Source organism: Pseudomonas sp. FSL W7-0098, assembly GCF_005930585.1.
Taxonomy (GTDB): domain Bacteria; phylum Pseudomonadota; class Gammaproteobacteria; order Pseudomonadales; family Pseudomonadaceae; genus Aquipseudomonas; species Aquipseudomonas bubulae.
Genome location: NZ_RXHW01000005.1, coordinates 377,612 through 402,086 on the forward strand (window position 1 = coordinate 377,612; position 24,475 = coordinate 402,086).

General features: G+C 58.9%; 22 protein-coding genes. 15 read left to right on the forward strand and 7 right to left on the reverse strand.

What is annotated here, in order from left to right; all coding sequences use genetic code 11:
• Positions 1-53 precede the first annotated feature (53 nt).
• Both FHL07_RS12090 and FHL07_RS12095 read left to right on the forward strand, forming a co-directional pair.
• Positions 54-662: a biliverdin-producing heme oxygenase gene (locus FHL07_RS12090; RefSeq protein ID WP_095001378.1), complete on the forward strand. Its 609-nt coding sequence runs from the start codon at positions 54-56 to the stop codon at positions 660-662.
• Between the two features lie 57 nt (positions 663-719).
• Positions 720-1,121 carry a YbaN family protein gene (locus FHL07_RS12095; protein WP_095001397.1) on the forward strand — a complete coding sequence of 134 codons (402 nt, stop codon included), beginning with the start codon at positions 720-722 and terminating at the stop codon, positions 1,119-1,121.
• Positions 1,122-1,292: 171 nt separating this feature from the next.
• On the opposite strand, the gene arcD (FHL07_RS12100) is transcribed toward FHL07_RS12095, so the two are convergent.
• A complete protein-coding gene (arcD, locus tag FHL07_RS12100) occupies positions 1,293-2,720 on the reverse strand; it encodes an arginine-ornithine antiporter (protein ID WP_138738521.1) in 1,428 nt (475 codons plus the stop codon).
• Between the two features lie 454 nt (positions 2,721-3,174).
• On the opposite strand from arcD (FHL07_RS12100), the gene arcD (FHL07_RS12105) reads away from it, so the two are divergent.
• The 12 genes from arcD (FHL07_RS12105) (at position 3,175) to FHL07_RS12165 (ending at position 17,707) form a co-directional block, all read left to right on the forward strand.
• On the forward strand, positions 3,175-4,602 hold the full coding sequence (gene arcD / locus FHL07_RS12105) for an arginine-ornithine antiporter (protein ID WP_029611554.1): 1,428 nt from the start codon (positions 3,175-3,177) through the stop codon (positions 4,600-4,602).
• Positions 4,603-4,635: 33 nt separating this feature from the next.
• Positions 4,636-5,892 carry an arginine deiminase gene (gene arcA, locus FHL07_RS12110; RefSeq protein ID WP_088377977.1) on the forward strand — a complete coding sequence of 419 codons (1,257 nt, stop codon included), beginning with the start codon at positions 4,636-4,638 and terminating at the stop codon, positions 5,890-5,892.
• Positions 5,893-5,970: 78 nt separating this feature from the next.
• Complete coding sequence (locus FHL07_RS12115; protein ID WP_095001376.1) at positions 5,971-6,981, forward strand: ornithine carbamoyltransferase; 1,011 nt, start codon at positions 5,971-5,973, stop codon at positions 6,979-6,981.
• A gap of 124 nt (positions 6,982-7,105) precedes the next feature.
• Positions 7,106-8,035, forward strand: coding sequence for a carbamate kinase (gene arcC, locus FHL07_RS12120; protein WP_095001375.1), 930 nt, complete (start codon positions 7,106-7,108; stop codon positions 8,033-8,035).
• 54 nt (positions 8,036-8,089) lie between these two features.
• The gene (locus FHL07_RS12125) at positions 8,090-8,449 is read left to right on the forward strand and encodes a DUF5064 family protein (protein WP_016782057.1); all 360 of its coding nucleotides are present in this window, start codon (positions 8,090-8,092) and stop codon (positions 8,447-8,449) included.
• A gap of 184 nt (positions 8,450-8,633) precedes the next feature.
• Complete coding sequence (locus FHL07_RS12135) at positions 8,634-10,142, forward strand: sigma-54-dependent transcriptional regulator (RefSeq protein WP_138738522.1); 1,509 nt, start codon at positions 8,634-8,636, stop codon at positions 10,140-10,142.
• Positions 10,143-10,606: 464 nt separating this feature from the next.
• Positions 10,607-10,990 (forward strand): glycine cleavage system protein GcvH, encoded by a 384-nt coding sequence (gene gcvH / locus FHL07_RS12140; protein WP_095001372.1) that lies wholly within the window; start codon positions 10,607-10,609, stop codon positions 10,988-10,990.
• A 10-nt stretch (positions 10,991-11,000) separates the two neighbouring features.
• Entirely contained in the window at positions 11,001-13,859 is a 2,859-nt protein-coding gene (gene gcvP, locus FHL07_RS12145) for an aminomethyl-transferring glycine dehydrogenase (RefSeq protein WP_095024518.1), read from the forward strand.
• 154 nt (positions 13,860-14,013) lie between these two features.
• The gene (locus tag FHL07_RS12150; protein WP_095019740.1) at positions 14,014-15,390 is read left to right on the forward strand and encodes an L-serine ammonia-lyase; all 1,377 of its coding nucleotides are present in this window, start codon (positions 14,014-14,016) and stop codon (positions 15,388-15,390) included.
• A gap of 17 nt (positions 15,391-15,407) precedes the next feature.
• Positions 15,408-16,532, forward strand: coding sequence for a glycine cleavage system aminomethyltransferase GcvT (gcvT, locus tag FHL07_RS12155; RefSeq protein ID WP_095001369.1), 1,125 nt, complete (start codon positions 15,408-15,410; stop codon positions 16,530-16,532).
• Between the two features lie 380 nt (positions 16,533-16,912).
• The gene (locus FHL07_RS12160) at positions 16,913-17,125 is read left to right on the forward strand and encodes a cold-shock protein (RefSeq protein ID WP_016782052.1); all 213 of its coding nucleotides are present in this window, start codon (positions 16,913-16,915) and stop codon (positions 17,123-17,125) included.
• A gap of 93 nt (positions 17,126-17,218) precedes the next feature.
• Entirely contained in the window at positions 17,219-17,707 is a 489-nt protein-coding gene (locus tag FHL07_RS12165) for an RDD family protein (RefSeq protein WP_095001368.1), read from the forward strand.
• 141 nt (positions 17,708-17,848) lie between these two features.
• Here FHL07_RS12165 and FHL07_RS12170 read toward each other — a convergent pair whose 3' ends face one another.
• From FHL07_RS12170 to rpoE, 4 genes are all read right to left on the reverse strand, one after another.
• A complete protein-coding gene (locus FHL07_RS12170) occupies positions 17,849-19,270 on the reverse strand; it encodes a DegQ family serine endoprotease (RefSeq protein WP_370688609.1) in 1,422 nt (473 codons plus the stop codon).
• Positions 19,271-19,455: 185 nt separating this feature from the next.
• Entirely contained in the window at positions 19,456-20,418 is a 963-nt protein-coding gene (locus FHL07_RS12175; RefSeq protein WP_095027214.1) for a MucB/RseB C-terminal domain-containing protein, read from the reverse strand.
• An 8-nt stretch (positions 20,419-20,426) separates the two neighbouring features.
• Entirely contained in the window at positions 20,427-21,017 is a 591-nt protein-coding gene (locus FHL07_RS12180) for a sigma-E factor negative regulatory protein (protein ID WP_095019735.1), read from the reverse strand.
• A 31-nt stretch (positions 21,018-21,048) separates the two neighbouring features.
• On the reverse strand, positions 21,049-21,630 hold the full coding sequence (gene rpoE, locus FHL07_RS12185; protein WP_016782046.1) for an RNA polymerase sigma factor RpoE: 582 nt from the start codon (positions 21,628-21,630) through the stop codon (positions 21,049-21,051).
• A 524-nt stretch (positions 21,631-22,154) separates the two neighbouring features.
• Here rpoE and nadB point away from each other — a divergent pair.
• Entirely contained in the window at positions 22,155-23,771 is a 1,617-nt protein-coding gene (gene nadB, locus FHL07_RS12190) for an L-aspartate oxidase (RefSeq protein WP_095024516.1), read from the forward strand.
• On the opposite strand, the gene FHL07_RS12195 is transcribed toward nadB, so the two are convergent.
• Both FHL07_RS12195 and FHL07_RS12200 read right to left on the reverse strand, forming a co-directional pair.
• Positions 23,740-24,192, reverse strand: a complete 453-nt coding sequence (locus FHL07_RS12195) for a protein YgfX (RefSeq protein ID WP_138738523.1) — start codon at positions 24,190-24,192, stop codon at positions 23,740-23,742. The genes nadB and FHL07_RS12195 overlap by 32 nt on opposite strands.
• On the reverse strand, positions 24,176-24,430 hold the full coding sequence (locus tag FHL07_RS12200) for an FAD assembly factor SdhE (protein WP_048363403.1): 255 nt from the start codon (positions 24,428-24,430) through the stop codon (positions 24,176-24,178). The genes FHL07_RS12195 and FHL07_RS12200 overlap by 17 nt, the downstream gene beginning before the upstream one ends.
• Positions 24,431-24,475: the final 45 nt, after the last annotated feature.

Here is a 24,475-nt window from a genome sequence, read left to right on the forward strand (position 1 = left end):
CGTCTTCCTGATCGTCTAGTTACAAAGCGCATCTCATTCTCAAGGATTTTTTCATGACCACTGCTGATTCCGCATCACGTCCGGCCTTGCGTTCCCAACGTCTGAACCAGATCACCAACGAGCCGCATCAAAAGCTCGACGCTTTGGTCAAGGCGCACAAGCCATTTGATGACGTGGCCAGCTTCGCCCGCTTTGTCGTCGCCCAGTACCTGTTCCAGTCGGAGCTCAAGGCGCTGTACACCGACCCGGCCCTGAAAGAAATCGTCCCTGACCTGCCAGAGCGCTGCCGCGCCGAGCAAGCCAAGGCCGACCTGGCCGACCTCAACACCGAAGTGCCTGCCCCGGTTGCCGGCGCGGTCAATTCGCCAAGCAAAGCTGAAGCACTGGGCTGGATCTTCGTTTCCGAAGGCTCCAAGCTGGGCGCTGCATTCCTGATCAAGCGTGCTGTGGGCCTGGGCCTGAGCGACAGCTTCGGCGCCCGCCACCTGGGCGAGCCTGCCGGTGGCCGTGCCGAAGGCTGGAAAAGCTTTATCCGCACCCTCGACGGCCTGGAACTGACGGCTGAAGAAGAAGCCGACCTCGACAAAGGTGCAGTAGCGGCCTTTGAGCGTTTTACCGTATTACTGGAACACGCCTACGCTGCTCAGCCAGAACTGGCTTAAGCTGACAGGCCCGACCAGCGCACGCTGGTCGGGTGTCCTTTTATGCGTCCTGAGCTTATGACCCGCCAAACCCGATCCACGTCGAAAATCGCCCGAATCCTGTTCGGCTTGCTGGCCTATGTGAGCCTGGGCATTGGCCTGATTGCGATTGTGATTCCTGGCCTGCCGACCACCGAATTTATTTTGCTCGCCGCCTGGGCCGCGACCAAAAGCTCCCCGCGCTTGAGTGCCTGGCTGGAAAACCACCGGTTGTTTGGTCCGATCCTGAGCAACTGGCGCAACGGCAAGATCATCAAGCGCAACGCCAAAATCAGCGCCACTGTCAGCATGTTGTTGTGCGCAGGGCTGATGCTGTATGTGCTGGATCACAACTGGCCGGTGTTTCTGGCGATAGCCGGCATGAGCATGGGCAATCTGTGGATCTGGTCGCGACCGGAGCGCTTGCCAAGCCCTTCGTAGCAGCTGACGAGCGGAGCACTCATAAGGCTTTTTACAGGAACTGGCCCCCCTCGGAATTTATGAGCGCCGCACACCTGTGGGAGCTGGCTTGCCTGCGATACTGACACCCCGGTGTATCAGGCAAACGGCGGCGATGCCATCGCGAGCAAGCCCGCTCCCACAAATCGCCACTTACAACGCCAACGCCCCGCTATACAGCGCATAAGCTGCCGCCAGTGCCGTTATCACCACCATCGCGAATATCACCTTCTCCCAGGGCTTGAACAGCAGCTCACCCTGCTCGCGCTTGGCCTTGGCGAAAAAGAACACCCCCGGTGCATACAGCAACGCCGAGAGCAGCAGGTATTTGGGCCCCGCCGCATATAACAGCCACATCGCATAAATCAGCGCCACCGCCCCTACCAGCAGGTCCTTGACCCTCCGCCGCCCCGCCCGCTCGTAAGTCTCGCCCCTCACGCACAGCAGCACCGCGTAAGCTGCCGACCACAGGTAAGGCACCAGGATCATCGATGACGCCAGATAGATAAGACTGGTGTAAGTACCGGCGGACACCAGGGTGATCACCAGGAAAATCTGGATCATCGAGTTGGTCAGCCACAGGGCATTGACCGGCACATGGTTGGCGTTTTCCTTTTTCAGGAACGCCGGCATGGTGTTGTCCCGGGCTGTGGCATAGAGGATCTCGGCGCACAGCAACGCCCACGACAACAACGCCCCCAACAGCGAGATCGCCAGCCCGATACTGATCAGTATCGCGCCCCACTCTCCCACCACATGCTTGAGCACCCCCGCCATCGACGGATTTTGCAGACCGGCCAGTTCCGGCTGGCTCATGATCCCCAGCGACAGCACGTTCACTAGCACCAGCAGGGCCAGCACGCCGAGAAAGCCAATAACCGTAGCCTTGCCCACATCCGAACGTTTCTCGGCACGGCCCGAGTAGACACTGGCACCTTCAATACCGATAAACACGAAAACCGTCACCAGCATCATGTTGCGCACCTGATCCATCACGCTGCCCAAGCTGGGTGTTTGTGTGCCCCAAAAATCCCGGGTGAAAATATCGGCCTTGAACGCCACGGCGGTGAGCACGATAAACATCACAATGGGGACGATTTTGGCCACGGTGGTCAGCTGGTTGATAAACGCCGCTTCCTTGATCCCGCGCAGCACCAGAAAATGCACCCCCCACAGCAGCAACGATGCGCAACCTATGGCGATCGGCGTGTTGCCCTGGCCAAACACCGGGAAAAAATAGCCCAGGGTGCTGAACAGCAATACGAAGTAACCGACGTTGCCCATCCAGGCGCTGATCCAGTAGCCCCAGGCTGACGAGAAACCCATGTAGTCGCCAAACCCGGCCTTGGCGTAGGCATACACCCCCGAATCCAGCTGCGGCTTGCGATTGGCCAGGGTCTGGAACACAAAGGCCAGCGCCAGCATGCCCACTGCCGTGATTGCCCAGCCGATCAACACGGCACCACCGGCAGCATGCTCGGCGATATTTTGTGGCAACGAAAAAATCCCGCCTCCAATCATCGAGCCGACAACCAACGCGATCAGGGCGTTGAGCCTAAGCTTTTGCGTCTGTTGCGACATCGTCACCTCGCTGTACTACTTGGTTAAAACTTATGAATATCAGGCTACAGACGTTCACTGACTAAATATATGCAGTGCCCAAACGTTTAATAGATCCCCGCAATAAGCCGTGCTTCCCTGATAACCATTGCGCCTATTGAAACCTAAAAAACCGTTCATATATAGATGACGATTTAATTTCATGGAGGGGTTCATGAAACTTGAAGATGACATTTGCAAATCTGGAAATACTGGCTAGCTTCAATCCCCACGACACCGTGGGTAACGAACGTATTAATACCTGAAAACATCTCTGGAGTAAGGCTTTCAGGAAGCGTCATAAAAATGCGTGATCGCGACCTTCCCCGCTCTATCAACAATGGAATGTAGTAATGCCCTGATCTATGTCAAACGGCTTGAATATCAATGGACTTAACTTTGAAGCCTCACTTCTCCTAGATTGGAGTCACTACAAATGTCTGATACTCCTGGAAAACTGCGACTGGGTGCGTTGGTTGCTCTGGTAGTCGGCTCAATGATTGGCGGCGGGATTTTTTCGCTGCCACAAAACATGGCCGCCAGCGCTGATGTCGGTGCAATCCTGATCGGTTGGGCAATTACCGCTGTCGGTATGTTGACCCTCGCTTTTGTGTTCCAGACCCTCGCCAATCGCAAACCTGACCTTGACGGCGGCGTGTATGCCTACGCCAAGGCAGGCTTCGGCGATTACATGGGTTTCTCGTCAGCCTGGGGCTACTGGATCAGCGCCTGGCTGGGTAACGTCGGCTACTTCGTGTTGCTGTTCAGCACCCTGGGTTACTTCTTCCCGATCTTCGGCGAAGGCAATACCCCCGCCGCCATCATCGGCGCCTCGATCCTGCTCTGGGCCGTGCATTTCCTGGTACTGCGCGGCATCAAGGAAGCAGCGTTCATCAACCTGGTAACCACCGTTGCCAAGGTCGTACCGCTGGTTCTGTTTATCCTGATTGCCCTCTTCGCGTTCAAACTGGACATCTTTACCAGTGACATCTGGGGCGTAAAAAACCCGGACCTGGGCAGCGTGATGGATCAGGTGCGCAACATGATGCTGGTCACCGTTTGGGTGTTCATCGGTATCGAAGGCGCAAGCATCTTCTCTTCCCGTGCCGAAAAACGTTCGGACGTGGGTCGGGCCACCGTGATCGGCTTTATCACCGTGCTGCTGTTGCTGGTACTGGTGAACGTGCTGTCGCTGGGCATCATGACTCAGCCTGAACTGGCAAAACTGCAAAACCCTTCGATGGCGGCCGTGCTTGAGCATGTGGTCGGTCACTGGGGTGCAGTACTGATCAGCGTCGGCTTGATCATCTCCCTGCTGGGTGCCCTGCTCTCCTGGGTACTGCTGTGCGCAGAGATCATGTTCTCGGCGGCCAAGGACCACACCATGCCGGCCTTCCTGAAAAAGGAAAACGCCAACCATGTACCGGTCAACGCCCTGTGGCTGACCAACGCCATGGTGCAACTGTTCCTGATCATCACCCTGTTCTCGGCCAGTACTTATCTGTCGCTGATCTACCTGGCGACCTCGATGATCCTGGTGCCTTACCTCTGGTCTGCAGCCTACGGCTTCCTGCTGGCGGTACGTGCCGAGACTTACGAGAACGCCCTGGCAGAACGCAAGAAAGATCTGATCATCGGCGGTATCGCGCTGATCTACGCGATCTGGCTGATCTATGCCGGCGGCCTCAAGTACCTGCTGTTGTCGGCCCTGCTCTATGCACCTGGCGCCATTCTGTTCGCCAAGGCCAAGCGTGAAAGCGGCCAGCCCGTGTTCACCAACATCGAGAAAGTGATTTTTGCCGCAGTAGTGATCGGCGCCCTGGTGGCTGCCTATGGTCTCTACGACGGTTTCCTGACCCTGTAACAACCTGTTTGTGTACTTTGGAGGATGACTGTAATGACCACGGAAAAAGTGAAATACGGCGTGCATTCCGAAGCCGGTAAGCTGCATAAGGTTATGGTGTGTTCCCCAGGCCTGGCTCACCAGCGCCTGACCCCAAGCAACTGCGATGAATTGCTGTTCGATGACGTACTGTGGGTCAACCAGGCCAAGCGTGACCACTTCGACTTCGTCACCAAAATGCGCGACCGCGGCATTGATGTGCTGGAAATGCACAACCTGCTGACCGATATCGTTGCCATCCCGGAAGCCCTGGACTGGATTCTGGACCACAAAGTGACCCCCAATCAGGTGGGTGTGGGCCTGGTCAACGAAGTCAAATCCTGGCTTAAAAGCCTTGAGCCACGCCAAATTGCCGAGTACCTGATCGGCGGCGTGTCGGCAGACGATCTGCCAGACAGCTTTGGTGGCAAGACCATCCAGATGTTCCGTGACTTCCTCGGTCACACCAGCTTTATCCTGCCACCGCTGCCCAACACCCAGTTCACCCGTGACACCACTTGCTGGATCTACGGTGGCGTGACGCTGAACCCTATGTACTGGCCGGCGCGTCGTCAGGAAACCCTGCTGACCACCGCGATCTACAAGTTCCACCCTGAGTTCACCAACGCCGACTTCCAGATCTGGTACGGCGACCCGACAGTCGACCATGGCAACGCCAGCCTTGAAGGCGGCGACGTGATGCCAATCGGCAACGGCGTAGTCCTGATCGGTATGGGCGAGCGCACGTCACGTCAGGCCATTGGCCAACTGGCACAAAACCTGTTCAAGAACGGCGCTGTAGAACGAGTGATCGTTGCCGGTATGCCCAAGTCCCGCGCGGCAATGCACCTGGACACCGTGTTCAGCTTCTGCGACCGCGACCTGGTAACCATCTTCCCTGAAGTCGTGAACCAGATCGTTGCGTTCTCGGTGTACCCGGACGACAAGAAACAAGGCGGCGTGGACGTACGACGCGAAGAAGGCCACTTCCTCGACGTAGTGGCCAAGGCCCTGGGCGTGAAAAAACTGCGTGTGGTCGAAACCGGCGGCAACTCGTTCGCAGCAGAACGCGAGCAGTGGGATGACGGTAACAACGTGGTGGCCCTGGAGCCTGGCGTGGTGATCGGTTACGACCGCAACACCTACACCAACACCCTGCTGCGCAAGGCTGGCGTTGAAGTCATCACCATCAGCGCCTCCGAACTGGGCCGCGGCCGTGGCGGCGGTCACTGCATGACCTGCCCGATCGTGCGTGACCCTGTCGACTATTAATCTACCCATTTGATTGCTTGCCCCGGCCCCAACACGGGGCCGGTGCAAGCCGGTTAACCCGAAACCAAGGAGATCACCATGGCTTTTAACATGAAAAACCGCAGCCTTCTGAGCCTGATGCACCACACTCCACGTGAGTTGCATTTCCTGCTCGATCTGTCCCGCGATCTCAAGCGCGCCAAGTACACCGGTACTGAAGAGCCGCACTTGAAAGGCAAAAACATCGCCCTGATCTTCGAAAAAACGTCGACCCGCACCCGTTGCGCATTTGAAGTAGCAGCCCACGACCAGGGCGCGCACGTTACCTACATCGACCCGGTTTCTTCACAGATCGGTCACAAAGAAAGCATGAAAGACACCGCCCGCGTTCTGGGCCGCATGTTTGACGCCATCGAATACCGTGGCTTTGAACAGGCTGTTGTCGAAGAGCTGGCCAAGTACGCAGGCGTGCCGGTGTTCAACGGCCTGACCGCTGAATTCCACCCGACGCAAATGATCGCCGACGTGCTGACCATGCGCGAACACAGCGACAAGCCGCTGCACAACATCAGCTACGCGTACCTGGGCGACGCCCGCAACAACATGGGTAACTCGCTGCTGCTGATCGGTGCCAAACTGGGCATGGACGTGCGTATTGCCGCACCAAAAAGCCTGTGGCCGGAAGAGTCGTTCGTTAAACAGTGCCAGGAATTCGCCAAGGAAAGCGGTGCCAAAATCACCCTGACCGAAGACCCTAAAGCTGCCGTCAAAGGCGTGGACTTTATCCACACCGACGTCTGGGTATCGATGGGCGAACCGGTTGAAGCCTGGAACGACCGTATCAAGCTGCTGCTGCCTTACCAGGTCAACAGCGACATGATCAAGGCGGCAGAAAACCCACGCGTGAAGTTCATGCACTGTCTGCCTGCGTTCCACAACTGTGAAACCAAGGTCGGCAAAGACGTGGCCGAGCACCATCCAAACCTGAAAAACGGTATTGAAGTGACCGAGGAAGTGTTCGAGTCCCCTGTCAACATCGCCTTTGAGCAAGCTGAAAACCGCATGCACACCATCAAGGCGATTTTGGTCGCGGCATTGGCTGATATCTAAGCCTGGCTCACAGTCGTTATGTGAATGCATAACGACTGTGGGAGCGAGCCTGCTCGCGAACGAGCTTCGCGAGCAGGCTCGCTCCCACACAAGGCGCTCTCATATTTCTAAAAGGACATCTTCTATGCGTATCGTCGTTGCACTGGGCGGTAACGCCCTCTTGCGTCGCGGCCAGCCCATGACCGCCGAGAACCAGCGCGAAAACATCCAGACCGCTACCGCCCAGATTGCCCGCATTGCCCATGGCAACGAGCTGGTAGTGGCCCACGGTAACGGTCCGCAAGTCGGCCTGCTGTCCCTGCAAGCCGCCGCCTACACTGCAGTCGCCCCTTACCCGCTGGACGTGCTCGGTGCTGAAACCGAAGGCATGATCGGCTACATGATCGAGCAGGAACTGGGCAACCTGCTGCCACAGGAGGCCGCGTTTGCCACCCTGCTGACTCAGGTTGAAGTCGACCCCAAGGACCCCGCGTTCCAGAAGCCGACCAAGCCGATCGGCCCGGTCTACACCGAAAGCGAAGCCAAGAGCCTGGCCGCCGAAAAAGGCTGGAGCATTGCTCCGGACGGCGACAAGTTCCGTCGCGTAGTGCCTAGCCCGAAACCCAAACGCATCTTCGAAATTCGCCCGATCAAGTGGCTGCTGGAAAAAGGCACCATCGTGATCTGTGCGGGCGGCGGCGGCATTCCCACCATGTACGGCGAAGACGGCAAGCTGCGCGGCATCGAAGCGGTGATCGACAAGGACCTGGCGTCCTCGCTGCTGGCCCAGCAACTGGACAGCGACCTGCTGGTGATCGCCACTGACGTGAATGCGGCCTTTATCGACTGGGGCAAGCCAACCCAGAAGGGCATTGCTCAGGCCCACCCGGACGAGCTGGAAAAACTCGGCTTTGCCTCGGGCTCCATGGGCCCTAAAGTGGAAGCGGCCTGCGAGTTTGCCCGCAAAACCGGCAAGACTGCCGTGATCGGCGCACTGGCGGATATCGAAGCAATCGTTCAAGGTAAGGCCGGTACTCGGGTCAGCACCGAAAAACCGGGTATCACCTACTTCTGAACCTCGGGGCAGGCCCCGGGGCCTGCCCTTTCCCATAGCCTCAAGGAGTACCCTATGGCCTCGTTCGAACCCGGTCACCTGCATATCCACCGCGAACCGCTGCAACCGAGCGACTTTGGGTATGACATCAAGATCGATTACCAGGTCGTTCAGGATCCCAAGGAAGGCAAGTCGATGCAGTTCGACATGCACGGCCAGATCAACCAGAAGGAGTTCAAGGAGTCCTTCACACTGCCCAAGGACATGGCCTACAACTTTGCCCATGACGCTTTCCAGATTGCCGTGAAGCACGGCATTCCCAAAACCGCCGACATCCGCTCGATGCACGGTTACTACGACAAGATGTTCGCCGACGTGATGGCCCAGCTCAACCACAAGCCGGGCGACCCGATCAAGCTCGACCATCTGGACTGATTCAGCCACTGGCTGAGGGCTGCATTTTTGTGGGAGCGGGCTTGCTCGCGATGCAGGCAACACGGTTTAACGACTAGACCGCGCTGATGCCATCGCGAGCAAGCCCGCTCCCACGGAATTTCACCTATCCCCCCCGCCAAGGCATACTGGCCGTCCCTGCTGGCCAGAAGTGTTTGCCGTTCCCATGCGTATCCATGTCAGTTTTATCGACCGAGTTGGCATCACCCAGGAAGTCCTGGCATTGCTGGGCGGGCGCAACCTCAATCTGGATGCGGTGGAAATGGTTCCGCCCAACGTTTACATCGACGCCCCGACCCTCAGCCCGCAAGTGCTCGACGAGCTGCGCGAGGCCCTGTTTGGTGTCCGCGGTGTGCAAACGGTAACGGTGGTCGATATCCTTCCCGGCCAGCGCCGTCACCTGCAACTGGACGCCTTGCTCGCCGCCATGACCGACCCGGTACTGGCGCTCGACAGCGAAGGCCATGTGCTGCTGGCCAACCCGGCGCTGGTTGCACTGTACGGCCACGAGCCGACCGGCGAAAGTATCGGCCAACTGTTCAGCGACCCCGGGCTGCTCGACGTGCTGCTGGAAAACGACTTTCGCCTGCCACTGCGCGAAGTCACGCTCAACGGCCATCCGCTGATGCTCGACGCTACGCCGATCACCGATGCCGGCGCCCTGCTCACCCTGTACCAGCCAAGCCGCATCGGCGAGCGCCTGGCAGCCCTGCATCACGATCACGCAGAAGGCTTTGACGCCCTGCTCGGCGACTCACCTGCCATCCGCACGCTGAAAGCCCGGGCGCAGCGCGTAGCGGCCCTGGACGCGCCCTTGCTGATCCAGGGGGAGACCGGCACCGGCAAAGAACTGGTGGCCCGCGCCTGCCATGCCATCAGCGATCGGTTTGGCGCACCGTTCCTGGCCCTGAACTGCGCTGCGCTCCCGGAGAACCTGGCTGAAAGCGAACTGTTCGGCTATGCCCCCGGCGCTTTTACCGGCGCCCAGCGTGGCGGCAAACCGGGGCTGATGGAACTGGCCAACAACGGCACGGTATTTCTCGACGAAATCGCCGAAATGTCACCCTACCTGCAAGCCAAGCTGCTGCGCTTTCTCAACGACGGCAGCTTTCGCCGGGTGGGCGGCGAACGCGAGGTCAAGGTCAATGTGCGCATCCTCAGCGCCACACACCGCAACCTCGAAAAAATGGTCAACGAAGGCAGCTTTCGCGAAGACCTGTTCTACCGTCTGAACGTGCTCAATATCGAAGTACCGCCCCTGCGTGAACGTGGCCAGGATATTTTGTTGCTGGCACGCGCGTTCATGCAGCAGGCCTGTACCCAGATCCAGCGTCCGGCGTGTCGCCTGGCACCCGGTACCTACCCGGCCCTGCTGGGCAACCGCTGGCCCGGCAACGTACGCCAGTTGCAGAACGTGATTTTTCGCGCAGCGGCCATCTGCGAGGGTTCGCTGGTGGACATTGGCGACCTGGATATCGCCGGCACCTCGGTGGCACGCCAAAACGACAGCGAGATCGAGACCCTCGAGCACGCTGTCGAAACATTCGAGAAGGCGCTGCTGGAGAAGCTCTACGTCAGTTACCCCTCCACCCGCCAACTGGCCAGCCGCCTGCAAACCAGTCACACCGCCATCGCCCATCGACTGCGCAAATACGGCATCCCGGGCAAGGCCTGACGGACACAGAGCCCTGTAGATACTCTGTTGCCTGTCAACCCTCCCTGTGGGAGCGAGCCTGCTCGCGAAAGTCGTTCGCGAGCAGGCTCGCTCCCACAGTTAAAATTCCCTTCAGACCTTGCAGCTGCCGAAGGCTGAGTTCGGCAGCCGCCACAGAGTTTGTGCTCCCGCTCATTGGCAACCCAAGCCTTGTATCGAATTCAATCCACCGGAACGAATTCGATACACACCCTCTCTACCCATGCCACGCAAGGCTTTGATCCCCTTGGATTTTTTTATGGCCTTCAGGCTGTATCGAATTCGCTACAGTCTTGCTCTTCGAATACCTCTTTTAAAATCTTAACTCATTGATAAATAAGGATATTTTTAAACTGGCAACCATCTTGCAGAGAACTCCTCATAAGCTCGACCTGCACGAGCATTTACCTGTGACCACCAGACCTGTCTGGCCTTGAGGAGTTTCCATGAGCGAATTGCGTTTTACTGAAGACCACGAATGGCTGCGCGCCGAAGCTGACGGCAGCGTAACCGTGGGGATTACCGCGTTTGCGCAAAACGCTCTGGGTGACGTGGTGTTTGTGCAATTGCCCGAGCTGCAGGCCTACGACAAGGGCGCCGAAGCCGCGACTGTCGAGTCGGTCAAGGCGGCCAGCGGCGTGTATATGCCCCTGGACGGCGAAGTGATCGCAGTCAACCCGGCGCTCGACAGCAGCCCGGAACTGGTCAACGAAGACCCGCTGGGCGAAGGCTGGTTCTTCCGCTTCAAGCCCGCCGACGCCAACGCTGTTGGCCAACTGCTCGATCAGGACGCCTATGACCGCCTGATCAAAGCCCAAGACGACAACTGAGAGCCCAGCCATGACCATCAATCTCAGCACCGCCAATGAATTTATCGCGCGCCATATCGGCCCGCGTCAGGCCGATGAACAGGCCATGCTCGCCACCCTGGGCTTTGATTCCCTTGAAGGTCTCAGCGCCAGCGTGATCCCGGAAAGCATCAAGGGCACCAGCGTGCTCAACTTGCCGGCCGGGCAAAGTGAAGCCGACGCCCTGGCCTCGATCAAGGCCATCGCAGCCAGGAACCAGCTGTGCAAAACCTATATCGGCCAAGGCTATTACAACTGCCACACGCCTTCGCCGATCCTGCGCAACCTGCTGGAAAACCCGGCCTGGTACACCGCCTACACACCGTACCAGCCGGAAATCTCCCAGGGCCGTCTCGAAGCGCTGCTCAACTTCCAGACCCTGATCAGCGACCTTAGCGGCCTGCCGATTGCCAACGCTTCGCTGCTCGACGAAGCCACCGCTGCTGCAGAAGCCATGACCTTCTGCAAACGCCTGAGCAAGAACAAAACCAGCCACCGCTTTTTCGCCTCCAGCCACTGCCACCCGCAAACCCTCGACGTGCTGCGCACCCGTGCCGAGCCGCTGGGCATTGAAGTGTTTGTGGCCGACGAGCGCGAACTGACTGACGTGACAGCCTTCTTCGGCGCGTTGCTGCAATACCCGGCCAGCAACGGCGATGTATTCGACTATCGCGAACTGGTCGAGCGTTTCCACGCCGCCAACGCCCTGGTGGCTGTTGCCGCCGACCTGCTGGCGCTGACCCTGCTGACCCCGCCGGGCGAGTTCGGCGCGGACGTCGCCATCGGCAGCGCCCAGCGCTTTGGCGTACCACTGGGCTTCGGCGGCCCGCACGCGGCCTACTTCGCCACCCGCGATGCGTTCAAGCGCGACATGCCGGGCCGCTTGGTCGGTGTTTCGGTTGACCGTCACGGTAAACCGGCGCTGCGCCTGGCCATGCAAACCCGCGAGCAGCATATCCGCCGCGAGAAGGCCACGAGCAACATCTGTACCGCTCAGGTGCTGCTGGCCAACATCGCCAGCATGTATGCCGTTTACCACGGCCCTAAAGGCCTGACGCAAATCGCCCAACGCACTCACCAGTTGACCGCGATCCTGGCCCGTGGCCTCAGCGATCTGGGGCTGAAGGTCGAGCAGGAACAGTTCTTCGACACCCTGACCCTCAACACCGGCACCCACACCGCTGCGCTGCACGCCAAGGCCCATGCGCAGAACATCAATCTGCGCGTGATCGACGACCAGCGCCTGGGCCTGTCGCTGGATGAAACCAGCAGCCAGTCCGACGTCACTGCACTGTGGGCATTGCTCGCCACAGACGGCCAGGCCCTGCCTGACTTCGACGCACTGGCCACCAGCGTAACGGGCACCCTGCCCGCCGCCCTGCTGCGCCAGTCGCCGATCCTCAGCCACCCGGTGTTCAACCGCTACCACTCTGAAACCGAGCTGATGCGCTACCTGCGTCGCCTGGCCGACAAGGACCTGGCGCTGGACCGCACCATGATCCCGCTGGGCTCGTGCACCATGAAGCTCAACGCCGCCAGCGAAATGATCCCGGTTACCTGGGCCGAGTTCGGCAACCTGCACCCGTTTGCGCCTGCCGAACAAAGCCTGGGCTACCAGCAATTGACCACCGAACTGGAAGCCATGCTCTGCGCGGCTACCGGCTACGATGCTATTTCCCTTCAACCAAACGCCGGTTCCCAGGGCGAATACGCCGGCTTGCTGGCCATTCGTGCCTACCACCAGAGCCGTGGCGACGAGCGCCGCGATATCTGCCTGATCCCGTCCTCGGCCCACGGCACCAACCCGGCCACCGCCAACATGGCCGGCATGCGCGTGGTGGTCACCGCCTGTGACGCCCGCGGCAACGTTGATATCGAAGACCTGCGTGCCAAGGCCATCGAGCACCGCGACCACCTCGCCGCGCTGATGATCACCTACCCCTCCACCCACGGCGTGTTCGAAGAAGGCATCCGCGAAATCTGCGGCATCATTCATGACAACGGCGGCCAGGTGTACATCGACGGCGCCAACATGAACGCGATGGTGGGCCTGTGCGCTCCGGGCAAGTTCGGCGGCGACGTGTCCCACCTCAACCTGCACAAAACCTTCTGCATCCCTCACGGCGGTGGCGGCCCGGGTGTAGGCCCGATTGGCGTCAAATCGCACCTGACGCCGTTCCTGCCGGGTCACGCGGCCATGGAACGCAAGGAAGGCGCAGTCTGCGCGGCGCCGTTTGGCAGCGCCAGCATCCTGCCGATCACCTGGATGTATATCCGCATGATGGGCGGTGAAGGCCTCAAGCGTGCATCGCAACTGGCCATCCTCAACGCCAACTACATCGCCCGCCGTCTCGAAGAGCACTACCCGGTGCTGTACTCGGGCAGCAACGGCCTGGTCGCCCACGAATGCATCCTCGACCTGCGCCCGCTCAAGGAAACCAGCGGTATCAGCGTCGATGACGTGGCCAAGCGCCTGATCGATTTTGGCTTCCACGCCCCGACCATGTCGTTCCCGGTGGCCGGCACGTTGATGATCGAACCGACCGAAAGCGAGTCCAAGGAAGAGCTCGACCGCTTCTGTGAAGCGATGATCTGCATCCGCGAAGAAATCCGCGAAGTCGAGAGCGGTGGCCTGGACAAGGAAGACAACCCGCTGAAAAACGCCCCGCACACCGCCGCTGAAATGGTCGGCGAATGGACTCACCCCTACAGCCGCGAACAGGCGGTGTACCCGGTTGCGTCCTTGATCGAAGGCAAGTACTGGCCACCGGTCGGTCGTGTCGACAACGTATTTGGCGACCGCAACCTGGTGTGTGCGTGCCCGTCGATCGAGAACTATCAGGAGGCATAAGTCAAAACCTGTAGCCGCTGCCGAAGGCTGCGATGGGCTGCGAGGCGGCCCCGCTTTCGGGCACAACGGCGAAGGCCCTGCGGGCTTTATCGCAGCCTGCGGCAGCGGCTACAGATGATTTGCCTACCCACACAATAAGAAACCGGAGAACCCCATGTCGTTAAGCGTGTTCGACCTGTTCAAGATTGGCATCGGCCCCTCCAGTTCCCATACCGTCGGCCCTATGCGTGCTGCTGCGCGTTTTGTTGAAGGTCTGCGCCGTGATGAGCTGTTGCAACAAACAGCCTGCGTAAAAGTTGAACTCTACGGTTCCCTCGGCGCCACCGGCAAAGGCCACGGCAGCGACAAAGCCGTGCTGCTGGGGCTGGAAGGTGAACATCCGGATACCGTCAACACCGAAACCGTGGCCGAACGACTGGCCGCGATTCGCAGCAGCGGGCGCCTGAACCTGCTGGGCGAACACCCCATCGAATTCATCGAAAAATCACACCTGGCGATGATTCGCAAACCCCTGCCCTATCACCCCAACGGCATGATTTTTCGGGCACTGGATGCCGCCGGCATTCAGATCCGCAGCCGCGAGTATTACTCGATCGGCGGTGGTTTTGTGGTGGACGAAGGCGCGGCAGGTGCCGACCGAATTGTCGAAGACAGTACTGTGCTGCAATACCCCTTCAAAACCGCCAAGGACCTGTTGCGCCAATGCGTAACCCATCACCTGTCGATCAGTGAAGTGATGATGGCCAATGAAGGCGCCTGGCGCCCGGAAGCCGAGACCCGCAGCGGTCTGTTGAAAATCTGGCAGGTCATGCAGGACTGCGTAAGTGCCGGCTGTCGCAATGAAGGGATTTTACCCGGCGGTTTGAAGGTCAAGCGCCGTGCCCCGGCCTTGCACCGTCAGCTCTGTGCCAACCCGGAAGCCGCGCTGCGCGATGCCTTGTCAGTACTGGACTGGGTGAACCTGTACGCCCTGGCCGTCAATGAAGAAAACGCCAACGGCGGGCGCGTGGTCACAGCGCCTACCAACGGTGCGGCGGGAATTATCCCGGCCGTTTTGCATTACTACATGCGCTTTATCGGCGGCGCCAATGAAGACGGCGTGGTGCGTTTTCTGCTCACTGCCGCCGCCATCGGCATTCTGTACAAGGAAAACGCTTCGATTTCGGGGGCCGAAGTCGGCTGCCAGGGTGAAGTCGGCGTGGCCTGTTCAATGGCGGCCGGCGCGTTGTGTGAAGTGCTGGGCGGCAGCGTGCAGCAAGTCGAGAACGCCGCCGAGATCGGCATGGAGCACAACCTCGGCCTGACCTGCGATCCGATTGGCGGGCTGGTGCAAGTGCCGTGCATCGAACGTAACGCGATGGGCTCGGTCAAGGCCATCAACGCAGTGCGCATGGCCCTGCGAGGTGATGGTCAGCACTTTGTCTCGCTCGACAAGGTGATCCGCACCATGCGCCAGACCGGCGCCGACATGAAAAGCAAATACAAGGAGACCGCCCGCGGCGGTCTCGCCGTCAACATTATTGAGTGCTGATTTTCAAGGAGTCTCGAATGTCCACCGAACAACTGCTTAAAACCCCGCTGCATGCACTGCACCTTGAACTCGGCGCCCGCATGGTGCCGTTTGCCGGCTACGACATGCCCGTGCAGTACCCGCTAGGGGTGATGAAAGAGCACCAGCACACCCGTGAACAGGCCGGGTTATTCGATGTATCGCACATGGGCCAGATCCGTCTGACCGGTGCTGACGCGGCCAAAGCCCTGGAAGCACTGGTGCCGGTGGATATCATCGACCTGCCAGTGGGTATGCAGCGCTATGCCATGTTCACCAACGAACAGGGCGGCATCCTCGATGACCTGATGGTCGCCAACCTGGGTAATGACGAGCTGTTCCTGGTGGTCAACGCCGCCTGCAAGGATCAGGACCTGGCCCACCTGCGCAAGCATTTGAGCGCCCACTGCCAGATCCAGCCGCTGTTTGAAGAGCGCGCCCTGCTTGCCCTGCAAGGCCCGGCTGCAGTCAGCGTACTGCAACGCCTGGCACCGCAAGTGGCGAACATGACCTTTATGCAATTTGCCCCGGTGACCTTACTGGGCGCGGATTGCTACGTCAGCCGCTCGGGTTATACCGGCGAAGACGGTTTTGAGATTTCAGTGCCGGCCGAGCACGCCGAAGCACTGGCCCGCCGTCTGCTGGCCGAGCCAGAGGTTCAGGCCATCGGCCTGGGCGCACGGGATTCGCTGCGCCTGGAAGCGGGCCTGTGCCTGTACGGCCACGACATGAACGACACCACGACGCCTATCGAAGCCAGCCTGCTCTGGGCCATCTCCAAGGCCCGTCGCGCTGACGGCCCGCGGGCCGGTGGTTTCCCGGGTGCCGAGAGCATCTTTGCCCAGCAGCAAAACGGCGTAGCGCGTAAACGAGTGGGCTTGCTGCCCCAGGAACGCACCCCGGTGCGTGAAGGCGCACAAATCGTCGATGCCGACGGCACCGAGATCGGCACCGTATGCAGCGGCGGTTTTGGGCCAACGTTGGGCGCACCCTTGGCAATGGGTTATCTGGATATCGCATTCACGCCTGTGGACACTGAAGTCTGGGCCATCGTGCGGGGCAAGCGCGTGCCGATGAAAGTGTCGAAAATGCCGTTTGTAGCGCAACGTTATTACAGAGGTTAAACAGTAAGTTATACAGTTGCATGTTCACGGTGCGTACGTGTCATGCAACTGCTACATAACAGTGCAAACTTTCGATAGCGAAAACAGTCTTTATTACACGAAAATAATTGAACACCTCTATAACGATCCGCTCTTTGACTCTGCGTTTAGAGTATTAAAAACAGCGGCCCTGCGGCGTATTTAAAGGGGCTTGTTTTTTCAATTACAGTTTCGTAGAGTTTGCCCACTGTGTTTGCATGGGTCGCTGGAATCGTGACCTGGGCAGTAGCTCAATGCTTGCTACATCCCGTTCTGCGTCTCTTACTTTCCTGCAACCCAGCACCAGTACTCTTTCATGTGAAAGAGGCTGTCATTAATTGTTAGCGTCAAGGAATTAAGAAATGTCTCAACGTCAGAGCGGTACGGTCAAGTGGTTCAACGACGAGAAGGGGTTTGGTTTCATCACCCCTGAAAGCGGCCCGGACCTGTTTGTGCACTTCCGTGCCATCCAGGGCAACGGCTTCAAAAGCCTGAAGGAAGGCCAGAAAGTGACCTTCATCTCGGTACAGGGCCAAAAAGGCCTGCAGGCTGACGAAGTTCAAGCAGAAGCTTAAATCTCGTGCACAAAAGCCTCTGATGGTGACATCAGAGGCTTTTTTATGGCCGTTATTCCGTAAGATGGCTGTTTTCCTTCACGAGACCCTGCCATGTCGAAACAACCGCTTAGCCCTCAAGGCGACTTTCCCGCCGTTGGCCTGGGGCGCCGCCTGGCAGCCATGTTCTACGACTTTCTGCTGTGTACCGCCCTGCTGATCGTCACGACCTTTATCTACAAGCTGATCATGATGAGCTTTATTGGCGAAGCCAAAATGCGCGAACTGTCAGAAGCAGGCGCCCTGGATGGTGACCCGCTGCTGTCGACCCTCCTGTTTTTCGTCCTGTTCGGTTTCTTTGCCAAGTTCTGGACCCACTCCGGGCAAACCCTGGGCATGCAGGTCTGGGGAGTTCGCGTACAGAACGCCGACGGCACGGCAATCAGCCTGTGGCAGGCCCTTCTGCGTTTTATCGTGTCCATAGGCTCGTGGTTGTGCCTGGGGCTGGGGTTTGTCTGGTCGATCTTCGACAAGCAAAAACGCACCTGGCATGACATGTATTCCAATACGCAGTTGGTACGCGTCCCCAAGCAGAAGAAATAAAAAAAAGCCCGTATCTCGCGATACGGGCTTTTTTATTGCCCTTGTGGGAGCGGGCTTGCTCTCGATGAAGGCAACGCGGTTTCGCCGTTGAACCGCGCCGATGCTATCGCAAGCAAGCCCGCTCCCTCACGGCTGTGCGGCTTACTCCGCCAGCTTGAACGTGATAAAGCTGGCACGCCCCTGACGCAGAACCCGCATCGACACCGAACGGTTCTTCGGCAATGCCTTGGCGATCTCGGTGAACTCCTTGCCATTGGTGATGGCCTGATTGTTCAAGTGCGTAATCACGTCGCCAGGCTGAAGGCCGATCAAGGCCGCAGGACCGTCCTGAACGTCAGTAATGATCACACCGCCCTTGATGTCGTTGGCTTTCTTCTGCTCTTCACTCAAGTCCGCTACGGACACGCCCAGGCGGTTGCTGCTTTGTTCAGCGCCGCCACCCGAAGCGATGTCTTTTGCATCATCAGGGATAGCGCCCACAGTCAGCTCCAGATTCTGGCGCTTGCCGTTACGAATAACTTCAAGGTTAGCCTTGCTGCCGGCCTTGAGTGCGCCAACCAGGTGCGGCAAATCTGCCGACATGACGATCGGCTGACCATTCATGCTCAGAATCACGTCGCCCACTTGCAGACCACCTTTGGCAGCCGGGCCGTCATCAAGTACCTGCGCCACCAGTGCACCGGCAGGTTTTTCCAGACCGAAAGACTCGGCCAGGTCCTTGTTGACCTCCTGGATCACCACACCCAACCAGCCACGGCTGACTTTGCCGCCAGCCTTGAGCTGGTTGGCAACGTCCATCGCCACATCGATCGGGATTGCAAAGGACACGCCCATGAAACCGCCCGAACGGGTATAGATTTGCGAGTTGATGCCCACGACTTCGCCCGCCAGGTTGAACAGCGGACCACCCGAGTTGCCCGGATTGATCGGCACGTCAGTCTGGATAAACGGCACATAGCTTTCATTCGGCAAGCTGCGGCCCATGGCGCTGATGATGCCCTGGGTCACGGTGTGGTCGAAACCAAATGGCGAACCGATCGCAACCACCCACTGGCCGGCCTTGAGGTCCTGGGACTTGCCCAGTTTGAGCACCGGCAGGTTCTTGCCATCGATTTTCAGCAAGGCCACGTCAGAGCGCGGGTCAGTGCCCACCAGCTTGGCTTTCATTTCACTGCGATCGGACAGGCGCACAATGATTTCATCGGCATCTGCAACCACGTGGTTGTTGGTCAGGATGTAGCCATCGGGCGAGATGATAAAGCCCGAGCCCAGGGACTGGGCCTCGCGCTGACGCCCGCCTTTGCCACCGGGTGCAGGTGGCAGGCTGCGCTCAAAAAAGTCGCGCAGGCCAGGCGGCAGGCCTTCCAGGTCGGGCATTTGGCCCATGCTGGAAACCCGACGCTCAGGCAGCTTTTGCGTGGTACTGATATTCACTACGGCTGGCGAAGCCTGTTCAACCAGTTGGGTGAAATCAGGCAACTGCGCTTCAGCCATCACCGGCACTGCCTGCCCGAGCATCAGCACGGCTGCAAAAATGGGTAGATAAGATTTCAATCGCGGCATCGACATACAGCTCCCGTTAATAACAGCAGAGTTAAGCGACAGGCACCTAAAAACAAGTCAAAAGCATAGACCGTTTTTCAGACCCCGGAAAACAAACAAGGCCAAAGCCCTTTGGGGCTCTGACCTTTATAAAAAGAGATAAAAATGGCAAATCGAAAATTGTCACCCGCCATGTCGATGCAACCCTATGGTTTGGCCTGAGCATCGTTTTCACCGACACGCATCGACAGGGCAATTCGTTCAGCAGTGCCCATGGGAATTTCACCCACCACCGTGGCCATCATGTCTCCCTGAGGCGTGCTCAGGTGGCGCGTGACCGCAGCTGTGGGCCCGAGCTGGACGCGGGCATCTGGAACAGCAGCGCCCTTGACCGGCTCGATAAACACCGAAAAACGGGCAAGGCCATCGTCATACAGAAGGCTGGTGACTTCGGATTTGGTCCGCGGATCACGGCGCACCGTACTGCTGACCTGCTCAAAACCGGAGGGCAGCCAGTCAGAGTGCCAGGCCTGAACCGAATTGACCTGCCCGGCCCCTTTGTCGGCAGGGGCAACAGCACGGCACTGCCCCGCAGGCGTGAGCTGGCTGTCATCAGGAGGCGTGGTGGCAAAGGTCGTAAACTGGTAGCGCTCAAGCAACTGCCCCTTGTCATTGAGCAACAAGGACTTGAGAGGCAAACCGGTTTCACGATCCAGATACAGCTCAAAACCGTAGCGATGCTGATCACGCGGAGCAAACGATATGACCACTACCGGGCGACCGGCGACCCTGGAGTTGCCCTCGATTGCCACGGCATACAGGTCATTGAACTTCTGGACATCGAATTGACGCGCCGCGACAGCCGTGACATCGCCCAACCCGGAAGCCTGTTTGCCAGTGACACATTCAGTGCGCCCATCCGAGCGGATCACCTCTTGCGCAGTGCCATCAAGCTGCATCAACCGTTCACGAACCTTGCCATCCTGCACGCGGTGCCAGATGCTGTGGGTAGAAAAACTACCGTTACGCTCGTAAACGAAAGTACCCTGATAGCTATGCTGTTGCTCGGCCTGCCCAAGACGTTTTAACCAGTCCTGGGCTTCATCGGCGTGGGCCGGTACTGCAAACCAGCCACTGAGCAGAAGAGGTAGCAAAGGTAGGACGCGCATGATGGTCCTTAACGGTTTTCGAGGCTCGCAGCACGAGCATAAGGCAGAGGGCTTTCAGCCCCTTTCAGCGCTGCTTGCTCTGCGTGCTGGCGCAGGTAGCCAGGCAAACGCTGATCTTGCCAGCCCGGCTGACCTTGCAGGACACCGTTGGCCATCGGGCCGGTGGCCTGATCGGCACTCTCGCTGTAGTTGGCCAGTACTGCCGGACCTTTGGCCATCGGTGCACTCAGGCTCTGCGCAGGGTTCTGCTGGGCGAGCTGGTTGCCAACGATGTCATCCTGGTTGTACAGCCGCACACCCGCCAGAACAGCGACGGTAACCGACGCGGCTACGGCCAGGCGACCAATGCTGCGCCACGGCCCGCGGACAACCTTGGCCGGGGTTTGCTCTTCAGCCAGCGCGGCCGAAACGGCAGATGCGATGTCCAGGCGCGGAATCAACAGGTCCTTGTGCATCACAGCACGGGCCACCTGATAACGGGACCAGGTGTCACGGGTTTGTGTGTCGTCGAAGGCATTCAATACCCGACGTAGTTCCAGTTCGTCCGCTTCGTTATCCATCACTGCGGACAGCGATTCCTGCAGGGCTTCACGACTCATGGCGGTTCCTCTCTTGGCTGTCGCCGCTGTCTCAGTTTTCCTGCAACAACGGCTGCAGGGCTTTATCTATGGCTTCCCGGGCGCGGAAAATCCGGGAGCGCACGGTACCCACCGGGCATTGCATGACGCTCGCAATGTCCTCGTAACTCAGACCATCAAATTCACGTAAAGTTAAAGCCGTACGCAAATCTTCTGGCAGTAGCTGAATAGTGCGATGAACGGTGCCTTCGATCTCGTCTCGGAGCAAAGCGCGCTCCGGCGATTCGAGGTCCTTGAGACCGTGATCACCATCATAAAACTCGGCATCTTCCGAACTCACATCGCTGTCAGGCGGACGTCGACCGCGTGACACCAGATAGTTTTTCGCCGTGTTAATGGCGATGCGATATAGCCATGTGTAAAAGGCACTGTCGCCGCGAAAATTACCAAGTGCCCGGTACGCCTTGATAAAGGCCTCCTGGGCAACGTCCTGGGCTTCATGGGTGTCGTGCACGAAACGCACGATCAACCCGAGAATTTTGTGTTGATACTTCAACACCAGCAGATCGAACGCGCGCTTGTCGCCACGCTGTACGCGCTCGACCAGCTGCTGATCCTCTTCCTGGGCTAGCATGAATACTCCTCATAAGACCGGGAGGAAGATTGCTGTGCTAATTGATCAGGCTTGCAAACATAGACTCGGGCTTTTCGCAAAAGTTCTCTCCCCCCTGGCAAGTTTCCTGCGTGCCCGGATTTGGCACACACGAAAACGCAGCTCGGGCCTGGCCGGCTGCGTCAATAATCTTGTCGTCAAATTCAGCTGTCGAGTCGAAAAAACAAACCCCGCATCAATCTGGACGCCGTTCCCCTGCATCAAGGGCAGCCCACTATGGAACCCCTGGCTATACGAAAAGTTCAAAAACTTCGTATAAAACAAGCCCTGCAGTACCTTGGAAGCGTATCAGAACCCGCGCCATTCCAGAGCACTGCCCCAGCATGCAGATTAATTGTGCAAATCAACATGCAGACCCTTCGTGTCTGAGGCACACTTTGCGCCCGCTGTAATTTCACAATGCCATAAAGGCCCGGCCATTGTGCCGATCCCCCCCTCTATATACTAGAGATACCAGAGGGCGTTTTTTTGCGGATGTGAGAAGAATGAGCCAACATTTTCAACATGATGTGCTGGTGATTGGCAGCGGCGCTGCCGGCTTGAGCCTTGCGCTCACGTTACCCAGCCATATGCGTATTGCAGTGCTGAGCAAAGGCGATCTGGCCAATGGTTCGACGTTCTGGGCCCAGGGCGGCGTCGCCGCTGTCCTGGATGACACCGACACGGTGCAGTCCCACGTCGAAGACACCCTCAATGCCGGTGGCGGGCTGTGCCACGAAGACGCGGTACGCTTTACCGTCGAGCACAGCCGCGAAGCCATCCAGTGGCTGATCGATCAGGGCGTACCCTTCACCCGCGATGACAGCATCGACCCCGAGCAACAGGGCTTTGAGTTCCACCTCACCCGAGAAGGCGGGCACAGCCACCGGCGCATCATCCATGCGGCCGACGCCACCGGCGCGGCGATTTTCAAGACATTGCTCGAACAGGCCCGCCAGCGCCCCAATATCGAACTGCTCGAACAGCGCGTTGCCGTCGATCTGATTACCGAACGCCGCCTGGGCCTGGAAGGTGATCGCTGCCTCGGTGCCTATGTGCTGGATCGTGCCACGGGTGAAGTCGACACCTTTGGCTCGCGCTTCACCATTTTGGCAACCGGTGGCGCAGCCAAGGTGTACCTCTATACCAGCAACCCGGACGGTGCCTGCGGTGATGGCATTGCCATGGCCTGGCGCTCGGGTTGCCGGGTGGCCAACCTGGAGTTCAACCAGTTCCACCCCACCTGCCTGTATCACCCGCAAGCCAAGAGCTTTTTAATCACTGAAGCCCTGCGGGGCGAAGGCGCGCACCTCAAGCTGCCCAACGGCGAGCGTTTCATGCATCGCTTCGACCCGCGGGGCGAACTGGCCCCGCGGGATATCGTCGCCCGGGCCATCGACCATGAAATGAAGCGTCTGGGCATCGATTGTGTGTACCTGGATATCAGCCATGAGCCCGATAGCTTTATCAAGGCCCACTTCCCGACTGTATATGAGCGCTGCCTGGCATTTGGTATCGACATCACTCAACAGGCCATCCCGGTAGTACCTGCGGCGCATTACACCTGCGGCGGCGTGATGGTCGACGAACATGGCCACACCGATGTGCCGGGCCTGTACGCCATCGGCGAAACCAGCTTCACCGGCCTGCATGGTGCCAACCGCATGGCCAGCAACTCGCTGCTCGAGTGCTTTGTGTACGCCAAGTCGGCAGCGGCAGACATCCTTGCCCAGTCGCCCGAAATCGCCGCCCCCGTCGCACTGCCGAGCTGGGATGCCAGCCAGGTGACCGACTCCGATGAAGACGTAATCATCGCCCACAACTGGGATGAGCTACGGCGCTTTATGTGGGACTACGTGGGCATCGTGCGCACCAACAAGCGCCTGCAGCGGGCCCAGCACCGGGTGCGCCTGCTGCTGGATGAAATTGACGAGTTCTACAGCAACTACAAGGTCAGCCGTGACCTGATCGAGTTGCGCAACCTGGCGCAAGTGGCCGAGTTGATGATCCGCAGTGCCATGACCCGCAAGGAGTCGCGCGGCCTGCACTACACCCTCGACTACCCGCACATGCTGCCCGAAGCGCTGGACACTATTCTGGTGCCAGCCACCTACGCCGACTGAACTTCAGTCGCACGCGCAGGCGCCGGTGCTGATCCGGTGCCAGCGCGGCGGCCGGAATGCACACCGCACGCACCCGCCGCTCACCCGGCAAGCGAAAGCGCACCACTACCACCAGGGGTAGCGCCAGGCTGTCACGGCGCAGTTGCACGGCCTGCCAGCCTTGGTCACGACTCCACAACTGCCAGCCATCAACATCATGACGCAACCGGGTAATGGCACTGCCATGGGTCAGGCGGATATGCCTTGGCAACACCCAGGCCCCGTGAGCCAGACACAGCAATGCGCCGAGCAGGTGTGCCGAGGCAGGGATTGAAAGAAGGCAAATAGATATCAGCGCCAGCGACTGGGCTGCAAGATACGCCGCCAGCAATTGCCCCGAGGCATGCCAGCGGCATTCAAAATAATTACTTGGGCTGGACACGGTCCAGAATCATCCGGACCATGCGCTGCAGCTCAGGGTCCTCGGACTCGCTGCGCTCCATAAACCAGCCAAACATGTCCTGGTCTTCGCACTCCAGCAGCTTGCGATAGCATTCGCGGTCTACGTCATTAAGGGTGGCGTACACCTCCTTGACGAAAGGCACCAGCAACACGTCAAGTTCAAGCATGCCGCGGCGGCTGTGCCAGTAGAGACGATTGAGTTCAACATCTTCGACCATGGAGCGCTCCTCAAATAGAACGCAAGTATACAGGCCGATCCGTCA

Bases quoted from the DNA above. Each gene is read 5' to 3' on its own strand.
- FHL07_RS12090 (WP_095001378.1), top strand. From the start codon at position 54: ATGACCACTGCTGATTCCGCATCACGTCCGGCCTTGCGTTCCCAACGT.
- FHL07_RS12095 (WP_095001397.1), top strand. From the start codon at position 720: ATGACCCGCCAAACCCGATCCACGTCGAAAATCGCCCGAATCCTGTTC.
- arcD (WP_138738521.1), bottom strand. From the start codon at position 2,720: ATGTCGCAACAGACGCAAAAGCTTAGGCTCAACGCCCTGATCGCGTTG.
- arcD (WP_029611554.1), top strand. From the start codon at position 3,175: ATGTCTGATACTCCTGGAAAACTGCGACTGGGTGCGTTGGTTGCTCTG.
- arcA (WP_088377977.1), top strand. From the start codon at position 4,636: ATGACCACGGAAAAAGTGAAATACGGCGTGCATTCCGAAGCCGGTAAG.
- FHL07_RS12115 (WP_095001376.1), top strand. From the start codon at position 5,971: ATGGCTTTTAACATGAAAAACCGCAGCCTTCTGAGCCTGATGCACCAC.
- arcC (WP_095001375.1), top strand. From the start codon at position 7,106: ATGCGTATCGTCGTTGCACTGGGCGGTAACGCCCTCTTGCGTCGCGGC.
- FHL07_RS12125 (WP_016782057.1), top strand. From the start codon at position 8,090: ATGGCCTCGTTCGAACCCGGTCACCTGCATATCCACCGCGAACCGCTG.
- FHL07_RS12135 (WP_138738522.1), top strand. From the start codon at position 8,634: ATGCGTATCCATGTCAGTTTTATCGACCGAGTTGGCATCACCCAGGAA.
- gcvH (WP_095001372.1), top strand. From the start codon at position 10,607: ATGAGCGAATTGCGTTTTACTGAAGACCACGAATGGCTGCGCGCCGAA.
- gcvP (WP_095024518.1), top strand. From the start codon at position 11,001: ATGACCATCAATCTCAGCACCGCCAATGAATTTATCGCGCGCCATATC.
- FHL07_RS12150 (WP_095019740.1), top strand. From the start codon at position 14,014: ATGTCGTTAAGCGTGTTCGACCTGTTCAAGATTGGCATCGGCCCCTCC.
- gcvT (WP_095001369.1), top strand. From the start codon at position 15,408: ATGTCCACCGAACAACTGCTTAAAACCCCGCTGCATGCACTGCACCTT.
- FHL07_RS12160 (WP_016782052.1), top strand. From the start codon at position 16,913: ATGTCTCAACGTCAGAGCGGTACGGTCAAGTGGTTCAACGACGAGAAG.
- FHL07_RS12165 (WP_095001368.1), top strand. From the start codon at position 17,219: ATGTCGAAACAACCGCTTAGCCCTCAAGGCGACTTTCCCGCCGTTGGC.
- FHL07_RS12170 (WP_370688609.1), bottom strand. From the start codon at position 19,270: ATGCCGCGATTGAAATCTTATCTACCCATTTTTGCAGCCGTGCTGATG.
- FHL07_RS12175 (WP_095027214.1), bottom strand. From the start codon at position 20,418: ATGCGCGTCCTACCTTTGCTACCTCTTCTGCTCAGTGGCTGGTTTGCA.
- FHL07_RS12180 (WP_095019735.1), bottom strand. From the start codon at position 21,017: ATGAGTCGTGAAGCCCTGCAGGAATCGCTGTCCGCAGTGATGGATAAC.
- rpoE (WP_016782046.1), bottom strand. From the start codon at position 21,630: ATGCTAGCCCAGGAAGAGGATCAGCAGCTGGTCGAGCGCGTACAGCGT.
- nadB (WP_095024516.1), top strand. From the start codon at position 22,155: ATGAGCCAACATTTTCAACATGATGTGCTGGTGATTGGCAGCGGCGCT.
- FHL07_RS12200 (WP_048363403.1), bottom strand. From the start codon at position 24,430: ATGGTCGAAGATGTTGAACTCAATCGTCTCTACTGGCACAGCCGCCGC.